The 19,412-nt window shown below is 68.7% G+C and carries 19 protein-coding genes; 10 read left to right on the forward strand and 9 right to left on the reverse strand.

Annotation, left to right across the window (positions count from 1 at the left end):
- Window positions 1-2: 2 nt before the first annotated feature.
- The gene (locus LDO27_RS14660) at window positions 3-1,682 is read right to left on the reverse strand and encodes a GMC family oxidoreductase (protein WP_224042414.1); all 1,680 of its coding nucleotides are present in this window, start codon (window positions 1,680-1,682) and stop codon (window positions 3-5) included.
- A gap of 184 nt (window positions 1,683-1,866) precedes the next feature.
- Window positions 1,867-2,850 carry a Kdo hydroxylase family protein gene (locus LDO27_RS14665; protein ID WP_222202671.1) on the reverse strand — a complete coding sequence of 328 codons (984 nt, stop codon included), beginning with the start codon at window positions 2,848-2,850 and terminating at the stop codon, window positions 1,867-1,869.
- Between the two features lie 280 nt (window positions 2,851-3,130).
- On the opposite strand from LDO27_RS14665, the gene LDO27_RS14670 reads away from it, so the two are divergent.
- Together LDO27_RS14670 and LDO27_RS14675 are read left to right on the forward strand one after the other, a co-directional pair.
- Window positions 3,131-3,646, forward strand: coding sequence for an Hsp20/alpha crystallin family protein (locus LDO27_RS14670; RefSeq protein WP_222202673.1), 516 nt, complete (start codon window positions 3,131-3,133; stop codon window positions 3,644-3,646).
- An 81-nt stretch (window positions 3,647-3,727) separates the two neighbouring features.
- Window positions 3,728-4,135, forward strand: coding sequence for an Hsp20/alpha crystallin family protein (locus LDO27_RS14675; RefSeq protein WP_222202676.1), 408 nt, complete (start codon window positions 3,728-3,730; stop codon window positions 4,133-4,135).
- Between the two features lie 110 nt (window positions 4,136-4,245).
- On the opposite strand, the gene LDO27_RS14680 is transcribed toward LDO27_RS14675, so the two are convergent.
- Both LDO27_RS14680 and metK read right to left on the reverse strand, forming a co-directional pair.
- Window positions 4,246-5,019 carry a TorF family putative porin gene (locus LDO27_RS14680; protein ID WP_224042416.1) on the reverse strand — a complete coding sequence of 258 codons (774 nt, stop codon included), beginning with the start codon at window positions 5,017-5,019 and terminating at the stop codon, window positions 4,246-4,248.
- A gap of 211 nt (window positions 5,020-5,230) precedes the next feature.
- Entirely contained in the window at window positions 5,231-6,394 is a 1,164-nt protein-coding gene (gene metK / locus LDO27_RS14685; protein ID WP_222202678.1) for a methionine adenosyltransferase, read from the reverse strand.
- 267 nt (window positions 6,395-6,661) lie between these two features.
- Between metK and LDO27_RS14690 the strand changes: the two genes are divergently transcribed.
- The 4 genes from LDO27_RS14690 to LDO27_RS14705 are packed head-to-tail and all read left to right on the forward strand — an operon-like array spanning window position 6,662 to window position 10,206.
- A complete protein-coding gene (locus tag LDO27_RS14690) occupies window positions 6,662-7,543 on the forward strand; it encodes a lysophospholipid acyltransferase family protein (RefSeq protein ID WP_224042417.1) in 882 nt (293 codons plus the stop codon).
- Window positions 7,540-8,433 (forward strand): lipid A biosynthesis lauroyl acyltransferase, encoded by an 894-nt coding sequence (locus LDO27_RS14695; protein WP_224042419.1) that lies wholly within the window; start codon window positions 7,540-7,542, stop codon window positions 8,431-8,433. The genes LDO27_RS14690 and LDO27_RS14695 overlap by 4 nt, the downstream gene beginning before the upstream one ends.
- A gap of 49 nt (window positions 8,434-8,482) precedes the next feature.
- Window positions 8,483-9,349: a diaminopimelate epimerase gene (gene dapF / locus LDO27_RS14700; RefSeq protein WP_222202685.1), complete on the forward strand. Its 867-nt coding sequence runs from the start codon at window positions 8,483-8,485 to the stop codon at window positions 9,347-9,349.
- A 47-nt stretch (window positions 9,350-9,396) separates the two neighbouring features.
- Window positions 9,397-10,206, forward strand: a complete 810-nt coding sequence (locus tag LDO27_RS14705; protein ID WP_224042420.1) for a polyphosphate kinase 2 family protein — start codon at window positions 9,397-9,399, stop codon at window positions 10,204-10,206.
- A gap of 8 nt (window positions 10,207-10,214) precedes the next feature.
- Here LDO27_RS14705 and pyrE read toward each other — a convergent pair whose 3' ends face one another.
- Window positions 10,215-10,892: an orotate phosphoribosyltransferase gene (pyrE, locus tag LDO27_RS14710; RefSeq protein ID WP_222202689.1), complete on the reverse strand. Its 678-nt coding sequence runs from the start codon at window positions 10,890-10,892 to the stop codon at window positions 10,215-10,217.
- Window positions 10,893-10,921: 29 nt separating this feature from the next.
- On the opposite strand from pyrE, the gene LDO27_RS14715 reads away from it, so the two are divergent.
- The 3 genes from LDO27_RS14715 to LDO27_RS14725 all read left to right on the forward strand — a co-directional run bounded on the left by LDO27_RS14715 (window position 10,922) and on the right by LDO27_RS14725 (window position 14,000).
- On the forward strand, window positions 10,922-11,698 hold the full coding sequence (locus LDO27_RS14715) for an exodeoxyribonuclease III (RefSeq protein WP_222202692.1): 777 nt from the start codon (window positions 10,922-10,924) through the stop codon (window positions 11,696-11,698).
- 159 nt (window positions 11,699-11,857) lie between these two features.
- Window positions 11,858-12,805 (forward strand): N-acetyl-gamma-glutamyl-phosphate reductase, encoded by a 948-nt coding sequence (gene argC / locus LDO27_RS14720; protein ID WP_222202693.1) that lies wholly within the window; start codon window positions 11,858-11,860, stop codon window positions 12,803-12,805.
- A 157-nt stretch (window positions 12,806-12,962) separates the two neighbouring features.
- Window positions 12,963-14,000: an alpha/beta fold hydrolase gene (locus tag LDO27_RS14725; RefSeq protein ID WP_224042421.1), complete on the forward strand. Its 1,038-nt coding sequence runs from the start codon at window positions 12,963-12,965 to the stop codon at window positions 13,998-14,000.
- Between the two features lie 7 nt (window positions 14,001-14,007).
- Here LDO27_RS14725 and LDO27_RS14730 read toward each other — a convergent pair whose 3' ends face one another.
- Window positions 14,008-14,928, reverse strand: a complete 921-nt coding sequence (locus LDO27_RS14730; protein ID WP_222203271.1) for a M48 family metallopeptidase — start codon at window positions 14,926-14,928, stop codon at window positions 14,008-14,010.
- A gap of 161 nt (window positions 14,929-15,089) precedes the next feature.
- Here LDO27_RS14730 and LDO27_RS14735 point away from each other — a divergent pair, with 161 nt between their 5' ends.
- Window positions 15,090-16,346, forward strand: a complete 1,257-nt coding sequence (locus LDO27_RS14735; RefSeq protein WP_224042422.1) for a muropeptide transporter — start codon at window positions 15,090-15,092, stop codon at window positions 16,344-16,346.
- A 22-nt stretch (window positions 16,347-16,368) separates the two neighbouring features.
- Here the strand turns inward: LDO27_RS14735 and LDO27_RS14740 are convergent, their stop codons facing one another.
- The 3 genes from LDO27_RS14740 to metX form a co-directional block, all read right to left on the reverse strand.
- Window positions 16,369-17,190 (reverse strand): acyl-CoA thioesterase, encoded by an 822-nt coding sequence (locus LDO27_RS14740; protein WP_224042423.1) that lies wholly within the window; start codon window positions 17,188-17,190, stop codon window positions 16,369-16,371.
- 108 nt (window positions 17,191-17,298) lie between these two features.
- Window positions 17,299-17,922, reverse strand: coding sequence for a methionine biosynthesis protein MetW (gene metW, locus LDO27_RS14745; RefSeq protein ID WP_377747199.1), 624 nt, complete (start codon window positions 17,920-17,922; stop codon window positions 17,299-17,301).
- On the reverse strand, window positions 17,919-19,088 hold the full coding sequence (gene metX, locus LDO27_RS14750; protein WP_224042424.1) for a homoserine O-succinyltransferase MetX: 1,170 nt from the start codon (window positions 19,086-19,088) through the stop codon (window positions 17,919-17,921). Before metX ends, metW begins: the two co-directional genes overlap by 4 nt.
- Window positions 19,089-19,412: the final 324 nt, after the last annotated feature.

A 19,412-nucleotide genomic window follows, 5' to 3' on the forward strand; every position in this document is an offset into this window, starting at 1 on the left:
GCTCAGGCCAGCGCCGGCTCGCCGAGCCGCAGGGTCACGCGCGGTCCGTAGCGGATCAGGTCGTGGGCGCGCTCGCCGATCATGATGGCGGCCGCGTTGGTATTGCCCCCGATCAGCGTGGGCATGATCGACGCGTCGACCACGCGCAGGCCCTGCACGCCGCGCACCCGCAGCTGCGGATCGACCACGGCGCCCGCATCGACGCCCATGCGGCAGGTACCGACCGGGTGATAGATGGTGTCGGCCCGCGCGCGGACCAGTGCGCGCAGTGCCTCGGTGTCGTCGCGCTCGATGCCGTCGCGCAGATGCCCGGGACACAGCGTCTCGCCGCCGAACGCCGCCAGCGCCGGCTGCGCGAAGATCCGGCGCACGACGCGCAGGCCGGCCACCATGTCGTCCAGGTCGGCCGGATCGCTCAGATAGCCGGGATCGATGCGCGGCGCGCGGCGCGGATCGGCCGATGCCAGCCGCACCATGCCGCGGCTGCGCGGACGCAGCACGCAGACATGGCAGGAATAGCCATGGCCGCGATGCAGCGTGCGCAGGTGATCGTCGGCCATGCCGACGACGAAATGCAGCTGCAGGTCCGGCTCGTCCAGGTCCGGGCGGCTTTTGACGAAGCCGCCCGCCTCGGCGAAATTCGACGTCAGCATGCCCGTGCGCGCGCGCCGGTAGCGCGCGATCTCGCGCAGCAGCCGCAGCGCGCCCGCCAGCGACAGGCCGAACAGCGCCGGTGCGCGCGCCTGCGCCGGCAGCCGCTTGTGCAGGGCGATATCGAGATGGTCCTGCAGATTCGCGCCGACGCCGGGCAGCTCGTGCACCAGGGCCATGCCGTGCTCGCGCAGATGCGGGGCCGGGCCCACGCCCGAGACCATCAGCAATTGCGGCGAGCCGATCGTGCCGGCCGACAGGATGACTTCGCGGCGGGCGTGAATCACCTGCTCCCGCCCGTCGCGCCAGACCAGCACGCCGGTGGCGCGGCGCCGCGCGAACAGCACGCGCAGCACGCGCATGCCGGTCAGCACGTGCAGGTTGTCGGGAGCGAGCGTGCCGTCGCCGCGCAGATAGGCGCGCGCCGCGTTCCAGCGCTCGCCCGCGCGCTGCGTCACCTGATACCAGCCCACGCCTTCCTGCACCTCGCCGTTGAAGTCGCGGTTCGGCGGCAGGCCCGCCTGCACGGCTGCCTCGATGAAGTGCCGCGCGAAGGCGTTCGGGGAGCGCAGGTCCGAGACATGCAGCGGGCCGGTGCCGCCGTGCAGCGGATCGTCGTCCCGGCCGGCCACGCGTTCGTTGCACTCGCTGCGCCGGAACACGGGCAGCACGTCGTCCCAGGACCAGCCGTCGCAGCCGCCGCTCGCCCAGCCGTCGTAGTCGCCGGGCGTGCCCCGTGTGTAGATCATCGCGTTCAGCGACGAGCTGCCGCCGAGCCCGCGCCCGCGCGGCTGGTAGCCGCGGCGGCCGTCCAGGCCGGGCTGCGGCGCCGTCAGATAGCCGTAGTTGCGCCTGCCGGCGCGCGGCAGCATCAGCGCGCCGGCCGCGGGCGTGGTGACCAGCGCGTGGTCATCGCTGCCGCCCGCCTCGATGATCGCGACGCTGTCGTCGCCGCTCGCGGCAAGCCGTCCGGCCAGCGCGCACCCGGAGGAGCCGGCGCCGATGACGACGAAATCGAAGGTGGTTTCCATTGGTCTCCTCGCCCAGTCCAGGGTCCGGCGCCGGCCTGTTGCGCATGGCGTCGTGGGACGCGCAGCGTGTGGCCGGTTCTATCGAGAAAACCAGTGTAGGCGCTTTGGCGGGGGCTGGAAACGACGGGCAATCACCAGTGCGGCGGACCGCCCGGCCGCCCCGGGGCGGCCGCCGCGTCCGCGCTCAGTCGGCGAGCATGGGGCGGCCCAGCATGCGCGAGAGCACGGCTTCGGGCGAGTGGGTGTGATCCGCGATGGCCTTCGGATCGAGGTAGAAGGTCTGCTCCATCATCGCGCGTCCGCGCATCGCCGCGTGCAGCACCTGGTCGCTGAAGACGATCCAGGTGGACCCCGGCGGGAAATGGAATTCCTGCTGCGGCACCGCGGCCTGATAGTCCAGGTCGGCCTTGGCCAGGTCGTGCAGCTGCAGCATGCGATGGTCGTACTCCGAGCGCTCGCGCTTGGTGATGTGCAGCTGCTTCATCAGCCACGCCTGCCCGGGCCACATGCCGCGCGTCTGCGGCACGAAGCGGCGCGCGAAATCGCCGAAGGGCTCGCCCACGCGCCACACGCGCGGCGCCTGCGGGTCGATATTGTGGAACACGCGCAGCAGCCGCTGGCCGCGCAGCGGGTTGGAGGGAAACGAATCGACATGCAGGCGCGTATCGTCCTTGCGCCAGCTCACCGGCCGCCCCGCGATCTCGCTCGGGCGCAGCGACGTGCCGGCGCGCTGCATGTGCGGGCCGTACTCGGGAAACAGCGTCAGCACCAGCGACTCGCTCAGCTGCGCGTAGCGCCGGATCAGCGCGTACAGATCGGACAGGTCCTGCGGGCTGCCCATGGCGCCGCGCACCGCCGTGTCGTTGGCGCGCAGGTTGATGTTCTTGCTCTTGCCGTCGGACCAGCGGCTGTCGAGAAAGCGCTCCTCGCCCGGGGCGAAGCGGAAATGCAGGTCGGGGAAGAACAGCACCGCGCCCTGCTCGAGCTGGCGGCGCAGCGTGGCGGCGGTCTCGGCCGTGACGCGCGGCTCCCACTCGGTGTACGGCTGCGGGCGGATCAGGTCCAGCGGCGCCGGCGCGGCCGCGGTCGGCGCGCCGGCGGCGACCGCCGCGGCGGTCCCGGCTGCGGCCTCGGTGGCGGAGCGGCTGGCGGTGGATTCGGTGTTCATGGGCAACCTCGGCATGAGCGGCGCGGACGGCGTTGGCACGCCACGCCGGTAAGCGGTTCTGGTACGCGGTATCGGTACGCGCGGGTGCGCGCCATGGCCCGGATTCTACCCCCTGCCGAGACTCGATTTGCGACCTCTTGAAGTCGCAGCGGGCAGCCCTACATTCGAAACGAAGCGCCAGCCGGCCCCGCCCCGCGGAAGGCCCGGACGCGGCGCGAAGCGGGTGCGGCCGCCGCGTGGCGCCGCCACGGTTCGACGATTCATTGGAAGGAGATCGGCCATGTACACATCATTGCTCAGTGCTCCGGGCGGGCTGTTTGCCGAGTTCGATCGGCTCCAGCGCGAACTGCAGCAGGCATTCGCCACCCCCAGCAGCATCCGCGCGGTCGCGCGCGGCAGCTTCCCCGCCGTCAACATCGGCTCCACGCCGAACAGCATCGAGGTCTACGCGTTCGCACCCGGCATCGATCCGGCCACGCTCGAGGTCAACGTCGACCGCGGCGTGCTGAGTATCGCCGGCGAACGCACGGCGCAGGGCGCGGGCGAGACGCAGGCCGCGGGCGCGGATGGTGGATCGCAGCAGGACTCGCAGCAGGCTGCGCAGCAGACCGCGCCGGCACGCCAGGACACCAACGTCTACGTGCGCGAACGCTTCACCGGCCGCTTCCGCCGCGCGGTGAGCCTGCCCGAAGACGCCGACCTGTCGCGCGTCGAGGCCACCTATCGCGACGGCGTGCTGCGCATCTCGGTGGCGCGCCGCGAGGCCGCGCAGGCCAAGCGGATCACGGTGCAGTAAATGGACACGCAAGCGGACAACGCAAGGCAATCAGCCACGACATCGGACAGCAAGCGCTCCGCATTCTTTGGGAGAAGGATCATGAACGAACAAGCCATTGCAAAGCGCGACGACAGCAAGCGTGAGGACACCCGGCGCGACGAGGCCGACCGCCAGGCCACGCCCCTGGTCCCGCGCGTCGACGTGTCTGAGGACGCCACCGGCATCACGCTGCTGGCCGACCTGCCCGGCGTGTCGCGCGAGGCGCTGCAGGTGCGCGTCGATCACGACAGCCTGACCGTCGAGGGCGAGATCCGCCCCGATCTGCCCGAAGGGCTGGAACCGGTCTACGCCGAGGTTCAGGTCGCGCGCTACAAGCGCGTCTTCACCCTCAGCCGCGAACTGGACACGAACGCCATCTCGGCGGTGCTCAAGGATGGCGTGCTGAACGTGCGCATTCCGAAGCAGTCGCACGCGCAGCCGCGCCGGATCGAAGTCCGGGTGGCATGACGCGGACGGGACGCGCCCGCCCGGGCGCCGTCCCGCTGGCCACACCCCGGGCGCCGGACCTCGTCCGGCCCCGGGGTGTTTTGCTTTTCGGGCCCCCGGCGGCCCCGGGCTCAGAAGGTCCTGGTCAGCGACGCCCAGGCGGTGGCGCGCCCCATGTAGCGGCCGCGGGCGTTGGTGTACACCCTGCGGTCGGCATTGGTGTCGATATAGGCCACCGCCAGCGTGAACTGGTGGCCGAGGTCCTTGCTCAGGCCGATCTTCCAGTCCGCATACGAGGCGGACGCGACCGGCACGCGCTGATAGCCCGCATGCGCGTTCAGCGTCAGGCCCCACACGTCGAGCGGCACGTTGGCCGTCAGGTCGACATACCAGCTGCCCTTGCTGTCGGCGAAGCCGAACAGGTTCGTCGGCGCGTAGGAGACCTTCAGCGTGACGGGCCCGTGACCCACGCCCGCGTACAGCTCCGTGGTATGCGGCCGCGTATATCCGGCCGGATAATCGCCGGGGTAGTAGTACTGCAGCACGCCGAGATCGTAGGACCAGTCGCCAGCCGCCGCGCGCAAGCCACCGTAAAAGTCCATCTCCGCCGGTGCCGACACCTCGGCACGGCTGTCTCCAAGCCAGCTGATGCTGGAATTCCAGTTGCCCAGGTAGAAGCCGCTCGCATGGCTGTAGTCGAAGCCGCCCTGCACGGCGGGCCGGCGATTGGTCTGCATCAGGCCGCGATAGCGGTAGTCGCTCACCACGGACAGATTGGCGGTGAACGCGTGCGGCGACGCGCCGGCGTCGGGCCCGGACTGGGCCAGGACCGGCGCGGCGGCGGTAGCGAGCACGGCGGCGGCGGACCACGCGAGCAGCGTGGGCACGGGAGAACGGACGGTCATCGGTGTCATCACAAGAGTGGAGAAAGCTCCTCGCCGGAGCCTCTGCACGATATGACCGGGCGTCTAAAAACGGCATCAAAAGGCGCCGCGCGCGTATGTGGATTGCGTAAAGACGTCCCCCCGGAGGGCGCCGCGAATGCGGCGCTCATGAAAAAAGGGCCGGGCCCTTTCGGACCCGACCCTCTTGCGGCCGTTCGCCTCGCGGGGGGTGTTACAGACCGGCGGCGGCGCGCAGCGCGGCGGCCTTGTCGGTCGCCTCCCACGAGAATTCTGGCTCCTCGCGGCCGAAGTGGCCGTAGGCGGCGGTCTTCTCGTAGATGGGACGCAGCAGGTCCAGCATCTGCACGATGCCCTTCGGGCGCAGGTCGAAGTGTTCCATCACCAGCTTGGCGATGGCCTCGTCCGAGATCTTGCCGGTGCCTTCGGTGTAGACCGTCACGTTGATGGGACGGGCCACGCCAATCGCGTAGCTGACCTGCACCTGGCACTGGCGCGCCAGGCCGGCCGCGACGATGTTCTTGGCGACATAGCGGGCCGCGTAGGCCGCCGAGCGGTCGACCTTGGACGGGTCCTTGCCCGAGAACGCGCCGCCGCCGTGCGGCGCCGCGCCGCCGTAGGTGTCGACGATGATCTTGCGGCCGGTCAGGCCGCAGTCGCCCTGCGGGCCGCCGATGACGAAGCGGCCGGTCGGGTTGACCAGATACTTGGTCTCCTTGAGCATGGCCGCCGGCAGCACCGGCTTGATGATCTCCTCGATCACGGCCTCGCGGATCTGCTCCTGGCTGATGTCCGGCGCGTGCTGGGTCGACAGCACCACCGTGTCGACGCTATGCGGCTTGCCCTCGACATAGCGCACCGTGACCTGCGACTTGGCGTCGGGACGCAGCCAGGGCAGGCGGCCGTCGCGGCGCAGCTGCGACTGGCGCTCGACCAGGCGGTGCGAGTAGTAGATCGGGAACGGCATCAGTTCCGGGGTCTCGTCGCAGGCGTAGCCGAACATCAGGCCCTGGTCGCCGGCGCCCTGGTTCAGGTAGTCGTCGGAGGCGCGGTCCACGCCTTGCGCGATATCGGGCGACTGCTTGTCGTAGGCGACGAGCACGGCACAACCCTTGTAGTCGATGCCGTAGTCGGTATTGTCGTAGCCGATGCGCTTGATGGTGTCGCGGGCGACCTGAATGTAATCGACATTCGCGGTCGTGGTGATTTCGCCGGCCAGCACCACCAGGCCGGTATTGCACAGCGTTTCCGCGGCGACGCGGGCGTATTTGTCCTGGGCCAGGATGGCGTCGAGGACCGCGTCCGAGATCTGGTCGGCGACCTTGTCGGGATGGCCTTCGGAAACGGATTCCGAAGTGAACAGGAAGTCGTTTGCCACGAACTTATTCTCCAGGTTGGCTATTGCGCGCCAACCTCTTCAGTCCGGGCGGCGACGCTTTAGCGGTATTTTCAGGCCGTCCGCAAAGGACGGTATCGCCCCGCAAGTTGTCAGTTAACTCGGCGATGCGCGGTATTATACGCGGCTACGCGGCATGGCACAGCCCGCGCGCGGCAAGGCCCGATGCCTCGGGACCTGGCTGGATAACGGCAAAATCCGCGACAAATAAAACCCGCCGGCCCCCAGCGCCGGCCCTTGTCGGACTCCATGACCTTTCTCGCCTGGCTGATCTCCCGTGTTCCCCTGGTCTTGCTCGAGATCGTCGGCGGCTGGCTCGGCGTGCTGGCGGCGCGCCTGCCCGGCCGCTATGGCCGCCGCCTCAAGGAGAATTTCCGCCAGGCGTTTCCCGATGCGACCGACGCGATGATCGTCGAAGCCGCGCGCTCGACCGGACGCATGGTCATCGAGATGCCGTATTTCTGGAGCCGCAAGCGGCTGACGGCGAAGCTGGCGGGGTTTTCCGAACACACGTGGCCCGAACTGGACCGGCTGCTGGCCAAGGGCAAGGGGCTGATCATCCTGGTGCCGCACCTGGGCTGCTTCGAAGTGTTGCCGCAGGCCTACGCGCAGCGCGGCAAGAGGGTCACCGCGCTGTACAAGCCGCCGCACCAGCCGTGGCTGCGCGACTGGATCGAAAAAATGCGCACGCGGCCGAACCTGACCATGGCCCCCGCCACGCCCCGCGGCGTGCGCACGCTGGTCAAGGCCCTCAAGCGCGGCGAGTCCATCGGCATCCTGCCGGACCAGGTTCCTACCGGCGGCGACGGCGTGTGGGCGCCGTTCTTCGGCAAGCCCGCGTACACCATGACGCTCGTGCAGCGGCTGCAGCAACTGAGCGACGCGCCGATCGCCCTGGTGTTCGCCGAGCGCATCAAGCATGGCTCGACCTACGTCGCCCACATGCGGGTGATCGAGGAGATGCTGCCCGAGGACCCGGTCGCCGCCGCCACCCTGCTGAACCGCACCATCGAATCGCTGATCGCGGAGGCACCCACGCAATACCTGTGGGGCTACAACCGCTACAAGCATCCGGCCGGTGCCGAATTGCCGCCGCAAACGATCGCGCAAGGCGCCACTGAAACCCCATGAGCCGTCTATTCACCTGGCTGGGCATCGGTCTCCTGACCGTGCTCGGCAAGCTGCCCTATCCCTTTGTCGCGCGCTTCGGCGAGGCGCTAGGCAGCGTGCTGTATCTGATTCCCAGCGGACGCCGCAATGTGGTGCGCGCCAATCTGCGGCTGTGCTTTCCGGAGAAATCGGACGCCGAAATCGAGGCGCTGGCACGCGCCTCGTTCCGCGAGGTCTTCCGCAGCTTCGCCGAGCGCGGCATTTTCTGGACGGGCAGCGAGGCGCAGATGCGCCGCTGGGTGCAGATCGACGACCAGGCCGACCTGGTGGCGCTGGACGGCACGCCGCATATTCTGGTCACGCTGCACCTGTCGGGCGTCGAGGCCGGGTCGGTTCGCCTGACCATGCACCTGCGCGACCATGTGGGCCGCTCGGGCGCGTCGCTGTACACCACGCAGAAGAACCCGATGTTCGACGACTTCCTGAAGAAGGCGCGCGGACGCTTCGGCGCGAACCTGATCTCGCGCAACGACAGCGTGCGGGAGGTGGTCCGCACCCTGAAGAAAGGCGAGGCGCTGCAGTTGATCGCCGACATGGACTTCGGCGAGCGCGATTCGGAGTTCGTGCCGTTCTTCGCCACCTCGGCGCTGACCCTGACCTCGGTGTCGCGGCTGGCGCGCCTGACCGGCGCCAAGGTCGTGCCGATCTATACCGAGCAACTGCCCGACTACCAGGGCTACGTGCTGCGCATGCTCCCCGCCTGGACCGACTATCCTGGCGAGAGCGTGTGGGACGACACGCGGCGCATGAACGCCTTCTTCGAGGACTGCATCCGTCCGCGCATTCCCGAGTACTACTGGGTGCACAAGCGGTTCAAGCGGCGCCCGCCCGGCGAACCCGCGATATATTGAAGTGCTGTCTGCCCGCGGACCGACCGCAACCGCCACTACCATCGCCGCCATGAAACTGAAATTCACCAAGATGCACGGCGCCGGCAACGACTTTGTCGTGCTGGACGGCATCAACCAGACGCTGGACCTGTCCACCGAGCAATGGCGCGCATTGGCGAGCCGGCATTTCGGCGTGGGCGCGGACCAGATCCTGATCGTGGAGAAGCCCACGCGCGACGACGTCGACTTCCGCTATCGCATCTTCAACGCCGATGGCGGCGAGGTCGAGCACTGCGGCAACGGCGCACGCTGCTTCGTGCGCTATGTGACCGAGCACGGCTTCACGGACAAGCGCTCGGTCCGGGTGCAGGTGATGAACGGCGTCATCACGCTGACGCTGCAGGACGACGGCCAGGTCACGGTCGACATGGGGCCGCCCGAATTCGAGCCGGCCCGCATCCCGTTCGATCCGCAGGGGCTCTCCAGCCGCGCCGATGGCGACGACACCCTGTACGGCCTGGAGGTCAACGGCCGCACCGCGTGGATCTCCGCCGTCTCCATGGGCAACCCGCACGCGGTCCAGGTGGTGGACGACACCGAGCTGTTCCCGGTGCGCGAGGACGGGCCGGTGATCGAGAACCACCCGAGCTTCCCCAATCGCGTCAATGCCGGCTTCATGCAGGTAGTGGACCGCCATACCATCCGGCTGCGCGTGTTCGAGCGCGGCGCCGGCGAGACGCTGGCCTGCGGCACCGGCGCGTGCGCGGCGGTGGTGGCCGGCATCCGGCGCGGGCTGCTGGATTCGCCGGTCAGGGTGCACACCCATGGCGGCGACCTCAATATCGCCTGGCACGGCGCGGGTTCCCCGGTCGAGATGACCGGCCCGGCCACCACCGTGTTCGAAGGCACTATTGACCTCGCCGCGCTGCCGGCCTGAGCATAGGGGCATCGCAATCCGGGCCGCGAGGCCCGCACGGAGCCCCCATGTCGCTGGATGACTATCGCATCGAGGCCGGCAAGACCTTCAGGCTGGCGGATTTCGACCCGGGCGCCAAGCCCTTTTCCAGCGGCGACAAGGAGGCGGACCGCACCCGCATCGCCCAGCTCAGCGAGCAACTGGACGCGGTCCAGGACATCTTCTACGCCGAAGGCAGACGCAAGCTGCTGGTGGTGCTGCAAGGCATGGACACCAGCGGCAAGGACGGCACGGTGCGGGGCGTGTTCCGCAGCTTCGACCCGCTGGGCATCCGCGTGGTCAGCTTCAAGGCGCCGACCTCCGAGGAACTGGCGCGCGACTACCTGTGGCGCATTCACGCGCAGGTGCCGCGGCGGGGCGAGATCGTCGTGTTCAACCGCAGCCAGTACGAGGACGTGCTGGTCACGCGCGTGCACGGCTGGATCGACGAGGCCGAATGCCGGCGGCGCTACGCCCAGATCCGCGCGTTCGAGACCATGCTGGCCGAAACCGGCACGGTCATCGTCAAGTGCATGCTGCACATCTCCAAGGACGAGCAGAAGTCACGGCTGGAGGTGCGCCTGGCGGATCCGCACAAGCACTGGAAGTTCGATCCCAAGGATCTGGAGGAGCGGCGCTACTGGAACGACTATATGGATGCCTACCAGGACGCCATCGCGGCAACCGCGACGCCGCAGGCGCCCTGGTATGTGGTGCCCGCCGACTCCAAGACGCACCGCAACCTGATGGTCGCGCACATCCTGGCCGACGTCTTCGCCCGTCTCAAGCCGGACTATCCGCCGCCCCAGCCGGGGCTGGCGAAGCTGAAGGTGGTGTAGCGGGACGCTCAGACGCCGTAGCGCTGGCGGTAGGCGGCCACCGCATCGCGCGAGGCGGCCAGCGACGCGTCCTGCGACGCATCCAGGTACGCCAGCAGATCGGTGAGGCTGGCGATGGCGATCACCGGCACGCCATATTCGCGCTGCACGTCCTGCACGGCCGAATGCGCGCCGATCTGGTCGGCGGTGCCGCTGCGCTCCATCCGGTCCAGCGCGATCAGCACGGCCGCCGGTTCGGCGCCGGCGGCGCGGATCAGCTGCATCGATTCGCGCACCGAGGTGCCGGCGCTGATCACGTCGTCGATGATCACCACCTTGCCCTGCAGCTTCGCACCGACCAGCGTGCCGCCCTCGCCATGGTCCTTGGCTTCCTTGCGGTTGTAGGCGAAGCCCACGTCACGCCCCATGCCGGCCAGCGCCACCGCCGTGGCCGACGCCAGCGTGATGCCCTTGTAGGCGGGCCCGAACAGCACGTCGAACTCCACGCCCGAGGCCAGCAGGGTTTTCGCATAGAATTGCGCCACCTGACCGAGCATCGCGCCCTGGTTGAACAGGCCGGCGTTGAAGAAATACGGCGACTTGCGGCCGGCCTTGGTGACGAACTCACCGAACGACAGCACCCCGGCGCCCAGCGCAAAGCGGATAAAGGTCTGGCTCAGTCCTTCCCCGCCGTCTTTCTGCGTCATCTTTTCTCTCTTTAGCAAAATTTCCCGAGATGTTACGGATTATCAGCGCCAACCTCAACGGCATCCGCTCCGCGTCCAAGAAAGGCTTCTTCGACTGGATGGGCAAGCAGGAAGCGGACATGGTCTGCGTGCAGGAGCTCAAGGCCCAGGCCGCGGACATGACCGAGGCCTTCCTGGCGCCGCACGGCTACCACGGCTTCTTCCATTACGCGGAGAAGAAGGGCTATAGCGGCGTCGGGCTCTACACCCGCCATGCACCCGAACGCGTGGTCACGGGCTTCGGCAACGCCGAGTTCGACAGCGAGGGCCGCTATGTCGAGGTGCAGTACCCGCACCTGGCCGTGATCTCCGTCTATGTGCCCTCGGGCTCCAGCGGCGAAGAGCGGCAGCTGGCGAAATTCCGCTTCATGGAGGCGTTCCTGCCCCACCTGCTGCAGCTCAAGGCGAGCGGGCGCGAGATCGTGCTGTGCGGCGACGTCAATATCGCCCACAAGGAAATCGACATCAAGAACTGGAAGGGCAACCTGAAGAACTCCGGCTTCCTGCCCGAGGAACGCGCCTGGATCGGGCAGCTGTTCGACGTGCACGGCTATGTGGACGTGTTCCGCAAGCTGGACCCGCGCCCGGACCAGTACACCTGGTGGAGCAACCGCGGCCAGGCCTACGCGAAGAATGTGGGCTGGCGCATCGACTACCACCTGGCCACGGCGAAGATCGCCGACACCGCGCAGGCCTGCGCGATCTACAAGGACGAGAAGTTCAGCGACCACGCGCCGCTGTCGATCGACTACGACTTCCCCCTGTAGGCCCTGCCCACGTTTTGCTGCGACGCGGGGGCAACCTCGCTACAATGCAGGGTCGCCGCCCCCGCGGGCGGCGTTGTCATTTGGAGCGCGGTGCGCCGCCGTGGCGCGCTCCAGAATCACTTTCCCGTATTGCAGTTCGATTCACCGAGCGAGTTCACCATGGCATTCAAAGTGTTCGTCGACGGCCAGGAAGGCACCACCGGCCTGCGCCTGCTCGATTATCTGTCCGGCCGCACCGACGTGGAGCTGCTGCGCATCGACGAGGACAAGCGCAAGGACCCCGCCGAGCGAGCACGGTTCCTGAACGCCGCCGACGTCGCCTTCCTGTGCCTGCCCGACGTGGCTTCGCGCGAGGCGATGACCCTGGTGACCAACCCGACCACCTGCGTGATCGACGCCAGCACGGCGTTCCGCACGTCGAACGACTGGGTCTACGGCCTGCCGGAACTGGCGCGCGGCCACCGCGAGAAGATCCGCGCGAGCAAGCGCATCGCGGTGCCTGGCTGCCACGCCAGCGCGTTCGTGCTGGCGGTGCGTCCGCTGGTCGATGCCGGCGTGATGCAGCCCGACTACCCGGTCACGGCCTTTTCGCTGACCGGCTACAGCGGCGGCGGCAAGAAGATGATCGCGGAGTTCGAAGCCGGCGGTAATCCGCGCCTGGACAGCCCGCGCTCGTACGCGCTGGGCCTGGAGCACAAGCACCTGCCGGAGATGCGCGTGCAGACGGGCCTCGCGCAGGCGCCGATCTTCAGCCCCATCGTCGGCAAGTTCTACAAGGGCCTGGCGGTGACGGTGCCGGTCTATCCCGACCGCCTGGCGCGCAAGGTCTCGCCGGAGCAGATCGCGGACATCTACCGCAAGCACTACGAAGGCGAGCAGTTCGTCCGCGTGATGCCGGTGGCCAGCGACGACAACCTGGACGACGGCTTCTTCGACGTGCAGGCCAACAACGACACCAACCGCGTGGACCTGTTCGTGTTCGGCTCGGCCGAGCGCATGGTGCTGATGGCCCGCCTGGACAACCTGGGCAAGGGCGCGGCCGGCGCCGCGGTGCAGTGCATGAACGTGGTGGTGGGCGCGGACGAGGCGACCGGGCTGAACGCCTGATCGCGCCGCGCCGTGCCGAAGGCCCATGACCGCCGTCATGGGCCTTTTCTTTTGGGGCATGACGGTGCGGCGCGGGAACCAAGCCGGCGCACGGGGGTCCGTTTCACGGGTGTGCCGTGCTGCACCAGATCACCCCCCTTCCGTATGGAGCCGTCGCGTGAAACCCGTTCTCCCCACCGTGGCGCTGGCCGCCACCCTCGCCGCGTCCTTCGCCTCGTTCTCCGCCGCCGCGCAGTCCGGGCAGGCCGCAGACCGGCCCGCCTATGGCGCGCAGCTCGAAGGCTTCTCCTATCCGCACCCGATCCAGCACTTCACGTTCCAGTCGCAGCGCCAGGACCTCTCGATGGCCTATATGGACGTGGCACCGACCGCCAACGCCAACGGCCGTACCGTGGTGCTGCTCCACGGCAAGAATTTCTGCGGCGCGACCTGGCAGGACACCATCGAGACGCTGACCCGCGCCGGCTACCGCGTGATCGCGCCGGACCAGATCGGCTTCTGCGCGTCCACCAAACCCGCCGCCTACCAGTTCAGCTTCGGCCAGCTGGCGGCCAACACCCGCGCACTGCTGCAAGCGAAGGGCATCGAGCGTGCGATCATCGTCGGCCATTCGATGGGCGGCATGCTCGCCGCGCGCTTCGCCGTGCAGTACCCGCAGGCGGTCGAGCAGCTGGTGCTGGTCAACCCGATCGGGCTGGAGGACTGGCAGGCCGAGGGCGTGCCCTACGCCACCATCGACCAGCTGTACCAGGGCGAGCTGAAGACCAGCTTCGATTCCATCAAGGCGTATCAGCTGCGCTTCTACTACAACGGCAAGTGGAAGCCCGAATACGACCGCTGGGTCGCGATGCAGGCCGGCATGTACGCCGGCCCGGGCCGGGAGGCGGTGGCCTGGAACCAGGCACAGACGTCGGAGATGCTGTTCTCGCAGCCGGTGGTGCACGAATTCGGCCGCATCGCCGCGCCCACGCTGCTGCTGATCGGCGGCAAGGACCGCACCGCGCCAGGGGCCAACCGCGCGTCGCCCGAGGTGGCGAAGCGGCTGGGCGACTATCCGGAACTCGGGCGCAAGGCGGCCCGCGCGATTCCGAATGCGACGCTGGTCGAATTCCCCGAACTGGGCCACTCGCCGCAGGTGGAGGCGCCGGGCCAGTTCCACGAGGCGCTGCTGCGGGGCCTCTCCGCGCGGCGCTGAACGGGCCTTACCGGGGCAGCGGCTTGGTGCGGTTGTCGTCGCCGCTGTCCACCGGCGCGCCGCCCAGGTTCGCCATGTTGGCGCGGTAGGGCGGCAGCTTGTCCACCGTGGTGTTGATCGAGCGGGCGTAGAGCGGCAGCACCTGCGGCATGTGCTTTTCCAGCTCGGCGATGCGGGTGCGGCCGGACGGGTGTGTCGACAGGAAATCGACCGAGGCGCGCGAGGACGAGGCCGTCTCCGACGCCTTGCCCATCTTCTGCCACAGCGTGATCGCCGCCCGCGGGTCGTAGCCCGCGCGCGCGGCGATGTCCATGCCGATCAGGTCGGCCTCGGTCTCGTCCGAGCGCGAGAACTTCAGCGACAGCAGCTGCGCGCCGGCGCCCAGCGCGATATTGCCCAGGTTGCCGAAGCCGAACAGCTGCGACACCACGTTGGCGCCCAGGTTGGTGATCTCCGACTTGGCGGCGCGCTCGCGCGCATGCTCCTGCAGCGCGTGGGCGATCTCGTGGCCCATCACCATCGCGACTTCATCGTCGGTCAGCTTGAGCTGGTCCAGCAGCCCCGTGTAGAAGGCAATCTTGCCCCCGGGCATGCAGAACGCGTTGATCTCCTTGGACCCGATCAGGTTGATCTCCCACTTCCAGTCCTTGGCACGGTCGTTCCAGCGCGAGGTCTGCGGCAGGATGCGCTTGGCGATGGCGCGCAGGCGGATCAGCTGCGGATTGCTGTCGCCGGCCAGCGCGCGCTTGGCGCGCGCCTCGTTCTTGAGCTGCTCGTACTCCTGCACGGCCTGCTGCTCGATGGCCTCTGCCGGCACCAGCTTGCGCACCGCGGCACCGCCGCGCTGCAGCTCGATGCCGTCGGACTGCGCGGCCGCGGGCGGCACGTAGGCGGCCGCCGCGCCCGCGAGCAGCATCGCCGCGAACATCGGCAAGCGCGCTGCGCGGTGTGCGACCGGTACGGGGATGGAGGAGCCTTTGGCGCAAGTCGCGGTCATTTTCGGCGGCATGGAAAAACGGTGATGCAATAATACACGGCGCCGTTTCCGCCAATCCGCCGGAAGCCGGACGCCGAACCGCCCGCGCCTTCATGACCTTCCAAGCCTATCTCGATATTTTCCGCAACCGCCGCGTCGGCGCCATGCTCACACTGGGCTTCGCCTCCGGGCTGCCCCTCGCCCTGACCTCCGGCACCTTGCAGGCCTGGATGACGGTCGAGGGCCTGGATATCAAGACCATCGGCTTCTTCTCGCTGGTCGGCCAGGCCTATATCTTCAAGTTCCTGTGGGCCCCTCTGATGGACCGCTACACCCCGCCGCTGCTGGACCGGCGGCGCGGCTGGCTGCTGCTGACGCAGCTGGGGCTGGTGCTCGGCATCGGCGCGATGGCATTCTTTCCGCCGCGCGAGGCGCTGTGGACGCTGGCGGCGCTGGCCACGCTGGTGGCCTTCCTGTCCGCCTCGCAGGACATCGTGTTCGACGCCTACAGCACCGACGTGCTGCGCCCCCCGGAGCGTGGGGCCGGCGCGGCGGTCAAGGTGCTCGGCTACCGGCTGGCGATGCTCGTCTCGGGCGGCCTCGCGCTCTGGCTGGCCGACCGCGTGCTGGGCTGGCAGCAGACCTACCTGCTGATGGCGGCGCTGATGTTCGTCGGCCTGCTGACCTTGTGGTGGGCGCCGCAGCCAGAGGCCCCGGCGCGTCCGCCGCGCAGCCTGGAGGAGGCCGTGCTCGGGCCGCTGCGCGACTTCTTTGCGCGCCGCGGCGCCTGGTGGCTGCTGCTGCTGATCGTGCTGTACAAGCTGGGCGACGCCTTCGCCGGGAGCCTGTCCACCACGTTCCTGATCCGCGGCGTGGGCTTTTCGGCCGGCGAGGTAGGGCTGGTCAACAAGACCATGGGGCTGGCCGCGACCATCGTGGGCGCGCTCTTCGGCGGCACGCTGATGGTCCGGCTCGGCCTGTACCGCTCGCTGATGCTGTTCGGCGTGCTGCAGGCGGTGTCGAACTTCGGCTACTGGGTGCTGGCCGTGACGCCGGCGCATCTGTGGACCATGGGCGCGACCATCGCCATCGAGAACCTGTGCGGCGGCATGGGAACGGCCGCCTTCGTCGCGCTGCTGATGGCGCTGTGCAACCGCTCGTTCTCGGCCACGCAATACGCGCTGCTGTCGGCGCTGGCCTCGGTGGGGCGCGTCTATGTGGGGCCCACCTCGGGCTTCGCGGTCGCGTCCGTGGGCTGGGCGCCCTTCTATCTGGGGACGGTGCTGGTCGCGGTGCCGGGCCTGGTGCTGCTGTACCTGATGCGCAATACCATCGACCGCTACGAGGCGCAGGCCCGCGCCGGCAATTGAGCGCGGCGGGGCCGGCCCCGCCCTACTGCTTGTAGTAGACGATCTGGTGCGAGCTGGCGATCAGCTCGCCGGCGGCGCTCCACATCTGCGCGCTCTGGTCGAAGAATCCCTGGCGGAACACCTGGGCGCGGGCGCTGCCCAGCACGTGCTGATCGCCCAGCGCGGCCAGCGTCGCCGCATCGGCATGGAAGTAGGTGGTCATCGACACCGTCCCGGCCGGCACGAAACCGGCGCGCTTGAGGAAGATGCGCGGGTAGAAGCTGTCGCACCAGCTGGCCACGGCGGCATAGTCGGGCGTGCGCGCCGGATGGTCGCGCAGCCAGAACTGCGTGATGCTGTCGGGATGCTCGGTGCCGGGCTCGGCGGACGGCTTGGCGCCGCGCACCGGCCGCATGTCGTAGGCGCCGAGCCAGCGCACCGGCGCGAAGCCCGCGGGCAGCGGCGGCACGGCGTCCGCCGGCGGCACGTCGGGGAACACCGCCTCGCCGCAGCCCCAGGTCTCCCGCCGCACCGCGAACACCGCGCTGGCGGTGGTCGCGATCTCGCCGTTCTGGGTCAGGGTCAGGTTCCAGTGCTGCGTCGACCGGTTGGTACGGGTCGGACGCGCCTCGATCGCGAACGGGCCCTCGGCGATGGGCCCGGCGAAGTTGACCGTCAGCGCGATCGGGTCGCCCAGCCGCGCCGGATGCGACAGCGCGGCGTTCAACAGCGTCGCGGCGGTGATGCCGCCGAACGGGCCGATCATGTTCCAGTAGTGCGAGGTGGTCGCACCCTCGTACACATGCTCGCCGGCGGGCCGCAGCCCGATGGCTTCGTCGAAGGGATGGAGGGACGGTGCGGTCATGGGATAAATAGAACGGTCGTTCGATAAACCATGACGGTAGCCGCGCCGCCGGTTCGCGTCAATCCGCGGGTATTCCCGCCCCGCGGCCCGCTCCCTCCCGTTGCGCCCCTACCGGCCGCAGACCCGGTACACCGCCAGGCTGCCGCGCCAGTTGACGCCCCAGTTCACCGTCACCCCCTCGTGCATCACGACCCGGTCCACGATGCGCAGGCCCACCTTGGGCGCCAGCGCCTCGAAGTCGCTGATGGTCAGCACGCGCACGTTGGGCGTGTCGTACCACTGGTAGGGCAGCGCCTCGGAGACCGGCATGCGGCCGCGGAAAATCGACATCCGGTGCGGCCAGTAGCCGAAGTTGGGGAACGACACGATGCATTCGCGCCCGACCCGCAGCGTCTCGCGCAGGACCTGGGCGGTGTTGTGGATGGTCTGCAGCGTCTGCGACAGGATCACCGTGTCGAAGCTCTTGTCCTCGAACAGCGCGAGGCCGCCCTCCAGGTCCTGCTGGATGACATGCACGCCCTTCTGCGCGCAGGCCAGCACGCCCTCGTCGCGGATCTCGATGCCATAGGCCTGCACGTCGAGCTCGTCCTGCAGCACGCGCAGCAGGCTGCCGTCGGCGCAGCCCAGGTCCAGCACGGTGGCATTGGGTTCGATCCAGCGCGCGATGGCGCGAAAGTCCGGGCGCTGGGCCAGCACGCCGCTGGCCGCGGCCGACATTGCCTTGGCGTTCATGCGCCCACCTCCTCGGCGATGCGGTTGTAGTAGGCGCGCATCAGGTCGTGATAGCGCGGATCGTCCAGCAGGAAGGCATCGTGTCCGTGCGGCGCGTCGATCTCCGCGTAGCTGACCGGGCGCTTGTTGTCGAGCAGCGCCTTGACCAGCTCGCGGCTGCGGCTGGGGGCGAAGCGCCAGTCGGTGGTGAAGCTGGCCACCAGGAAGCTCGCGCGGGTCTGGGCCACCGCGCGCGTCAGGTCGCCGCCAAAGGCCAGCGCGGGATCGAAGTAGTCCAGCGCGCGGGTGATCAGCAGGTAGGTGTTCGCGTCGAAGTACTCCGCGAACTTGTCGCCCTGGTAGCGCAGATAGCTCTCGACCTGGAACTCGACGTCGAACGAGAAGCGGATGTCCTCGGTCTTGAGCGTGCGGCCGAATTTCTCCGCCATGTCCTCGTCGGACAGATAGGTGATGTGGCCGATCATGCGGGCCACGCGCAGGCCGCGCTTGGGCTTGACGTTGTGCGCGTAGTAGTTGCCGCCGTGAAAGTCCGGGTCCGACAGGATGGCGCTGCGGGCCACCTCGTTGAAGGCGATGTTCTGCGCCGACAGCTTGGGCGTGGACGCCACCACGATGCAGTGGCGCAGCCGGTCCGGGTACATCAGGCTCCAGGCCAGCGCCTGCATGCCGCCGAGGCTGCCGCCCATCACCGCGGCGAACTGCGCGATGCCGAAGGCGTCGGCCACGCGCGCCTGCGCGTTGACCCAGTCCTCCACCGTGACCACCGGAAACGCGGCGCCGAAGGGCTGCCCGGTGGCCGGATTGAGGCTCATCGGCCCGGTCGAGCCGAAGCACGAGCCGAGGTTATTCACGCCGATCACGAAGAAGCGGTCGGTATCGAGCGGCTTGCCCGGACCGACCATGTTGTCCCACCAGCCGAGCTCGCCGCCCTCGGCGTAGATGCCGGCGACATGGTGGGAGGCGTTCAGCGCGTGGCAGACCAGCACGGCATTGCTGCGGTCGGCGTTCAGCGTGCCGTAGGTCTCGACCATCAGGTCGTACCCGGCGAGGGAAGAGCCGTTGCGCAGCGGCAGCGGCTCGGCGAAATGCATGCGCCGCGGCGCGACGATGCCGACCGAGTCGGGCGGCAGGTCCAGCGCGGCGGGCGGCGAAGCAACGTCAGTCATGAAGGAGGCCGTCGGCAAGGGGTACTGGATACAGGGACAAAACGGGCATGAAAAAACCCGACCGGCATTTGCGTGTGTCCACGCAGCCAAATCGGGTTGTTCACGCGAGCCGGTTCGTTCTTCCGTTCCTCGCCGCGCGCCGCCGCCTGTGCCGAAAATTCGGGGATGGGCGCCGACCACCTCTTTAGCCGCATTTATAGTGGCAGCCGGCGATCCCTCCAGGAGTCTCCGCTGCCGCGCGCCCGCAAGCCAGTCATCAAATCGGCGCGACCGGCAGATTATAGTGCAAAGCGGCGCACCGCCGCCATTGCCAGGTGCGCACGA

The sequence above is a fragment of the Cupriavidus respiraculi genome (assembly GCF_914271545.1).
Lineage (GTDB): Bacteria > Pseudomonadota > Gammaproteobacteria > Burkholderiales > Burkholderiaceae > Cupriavidus > Cupriavidus respiraculi.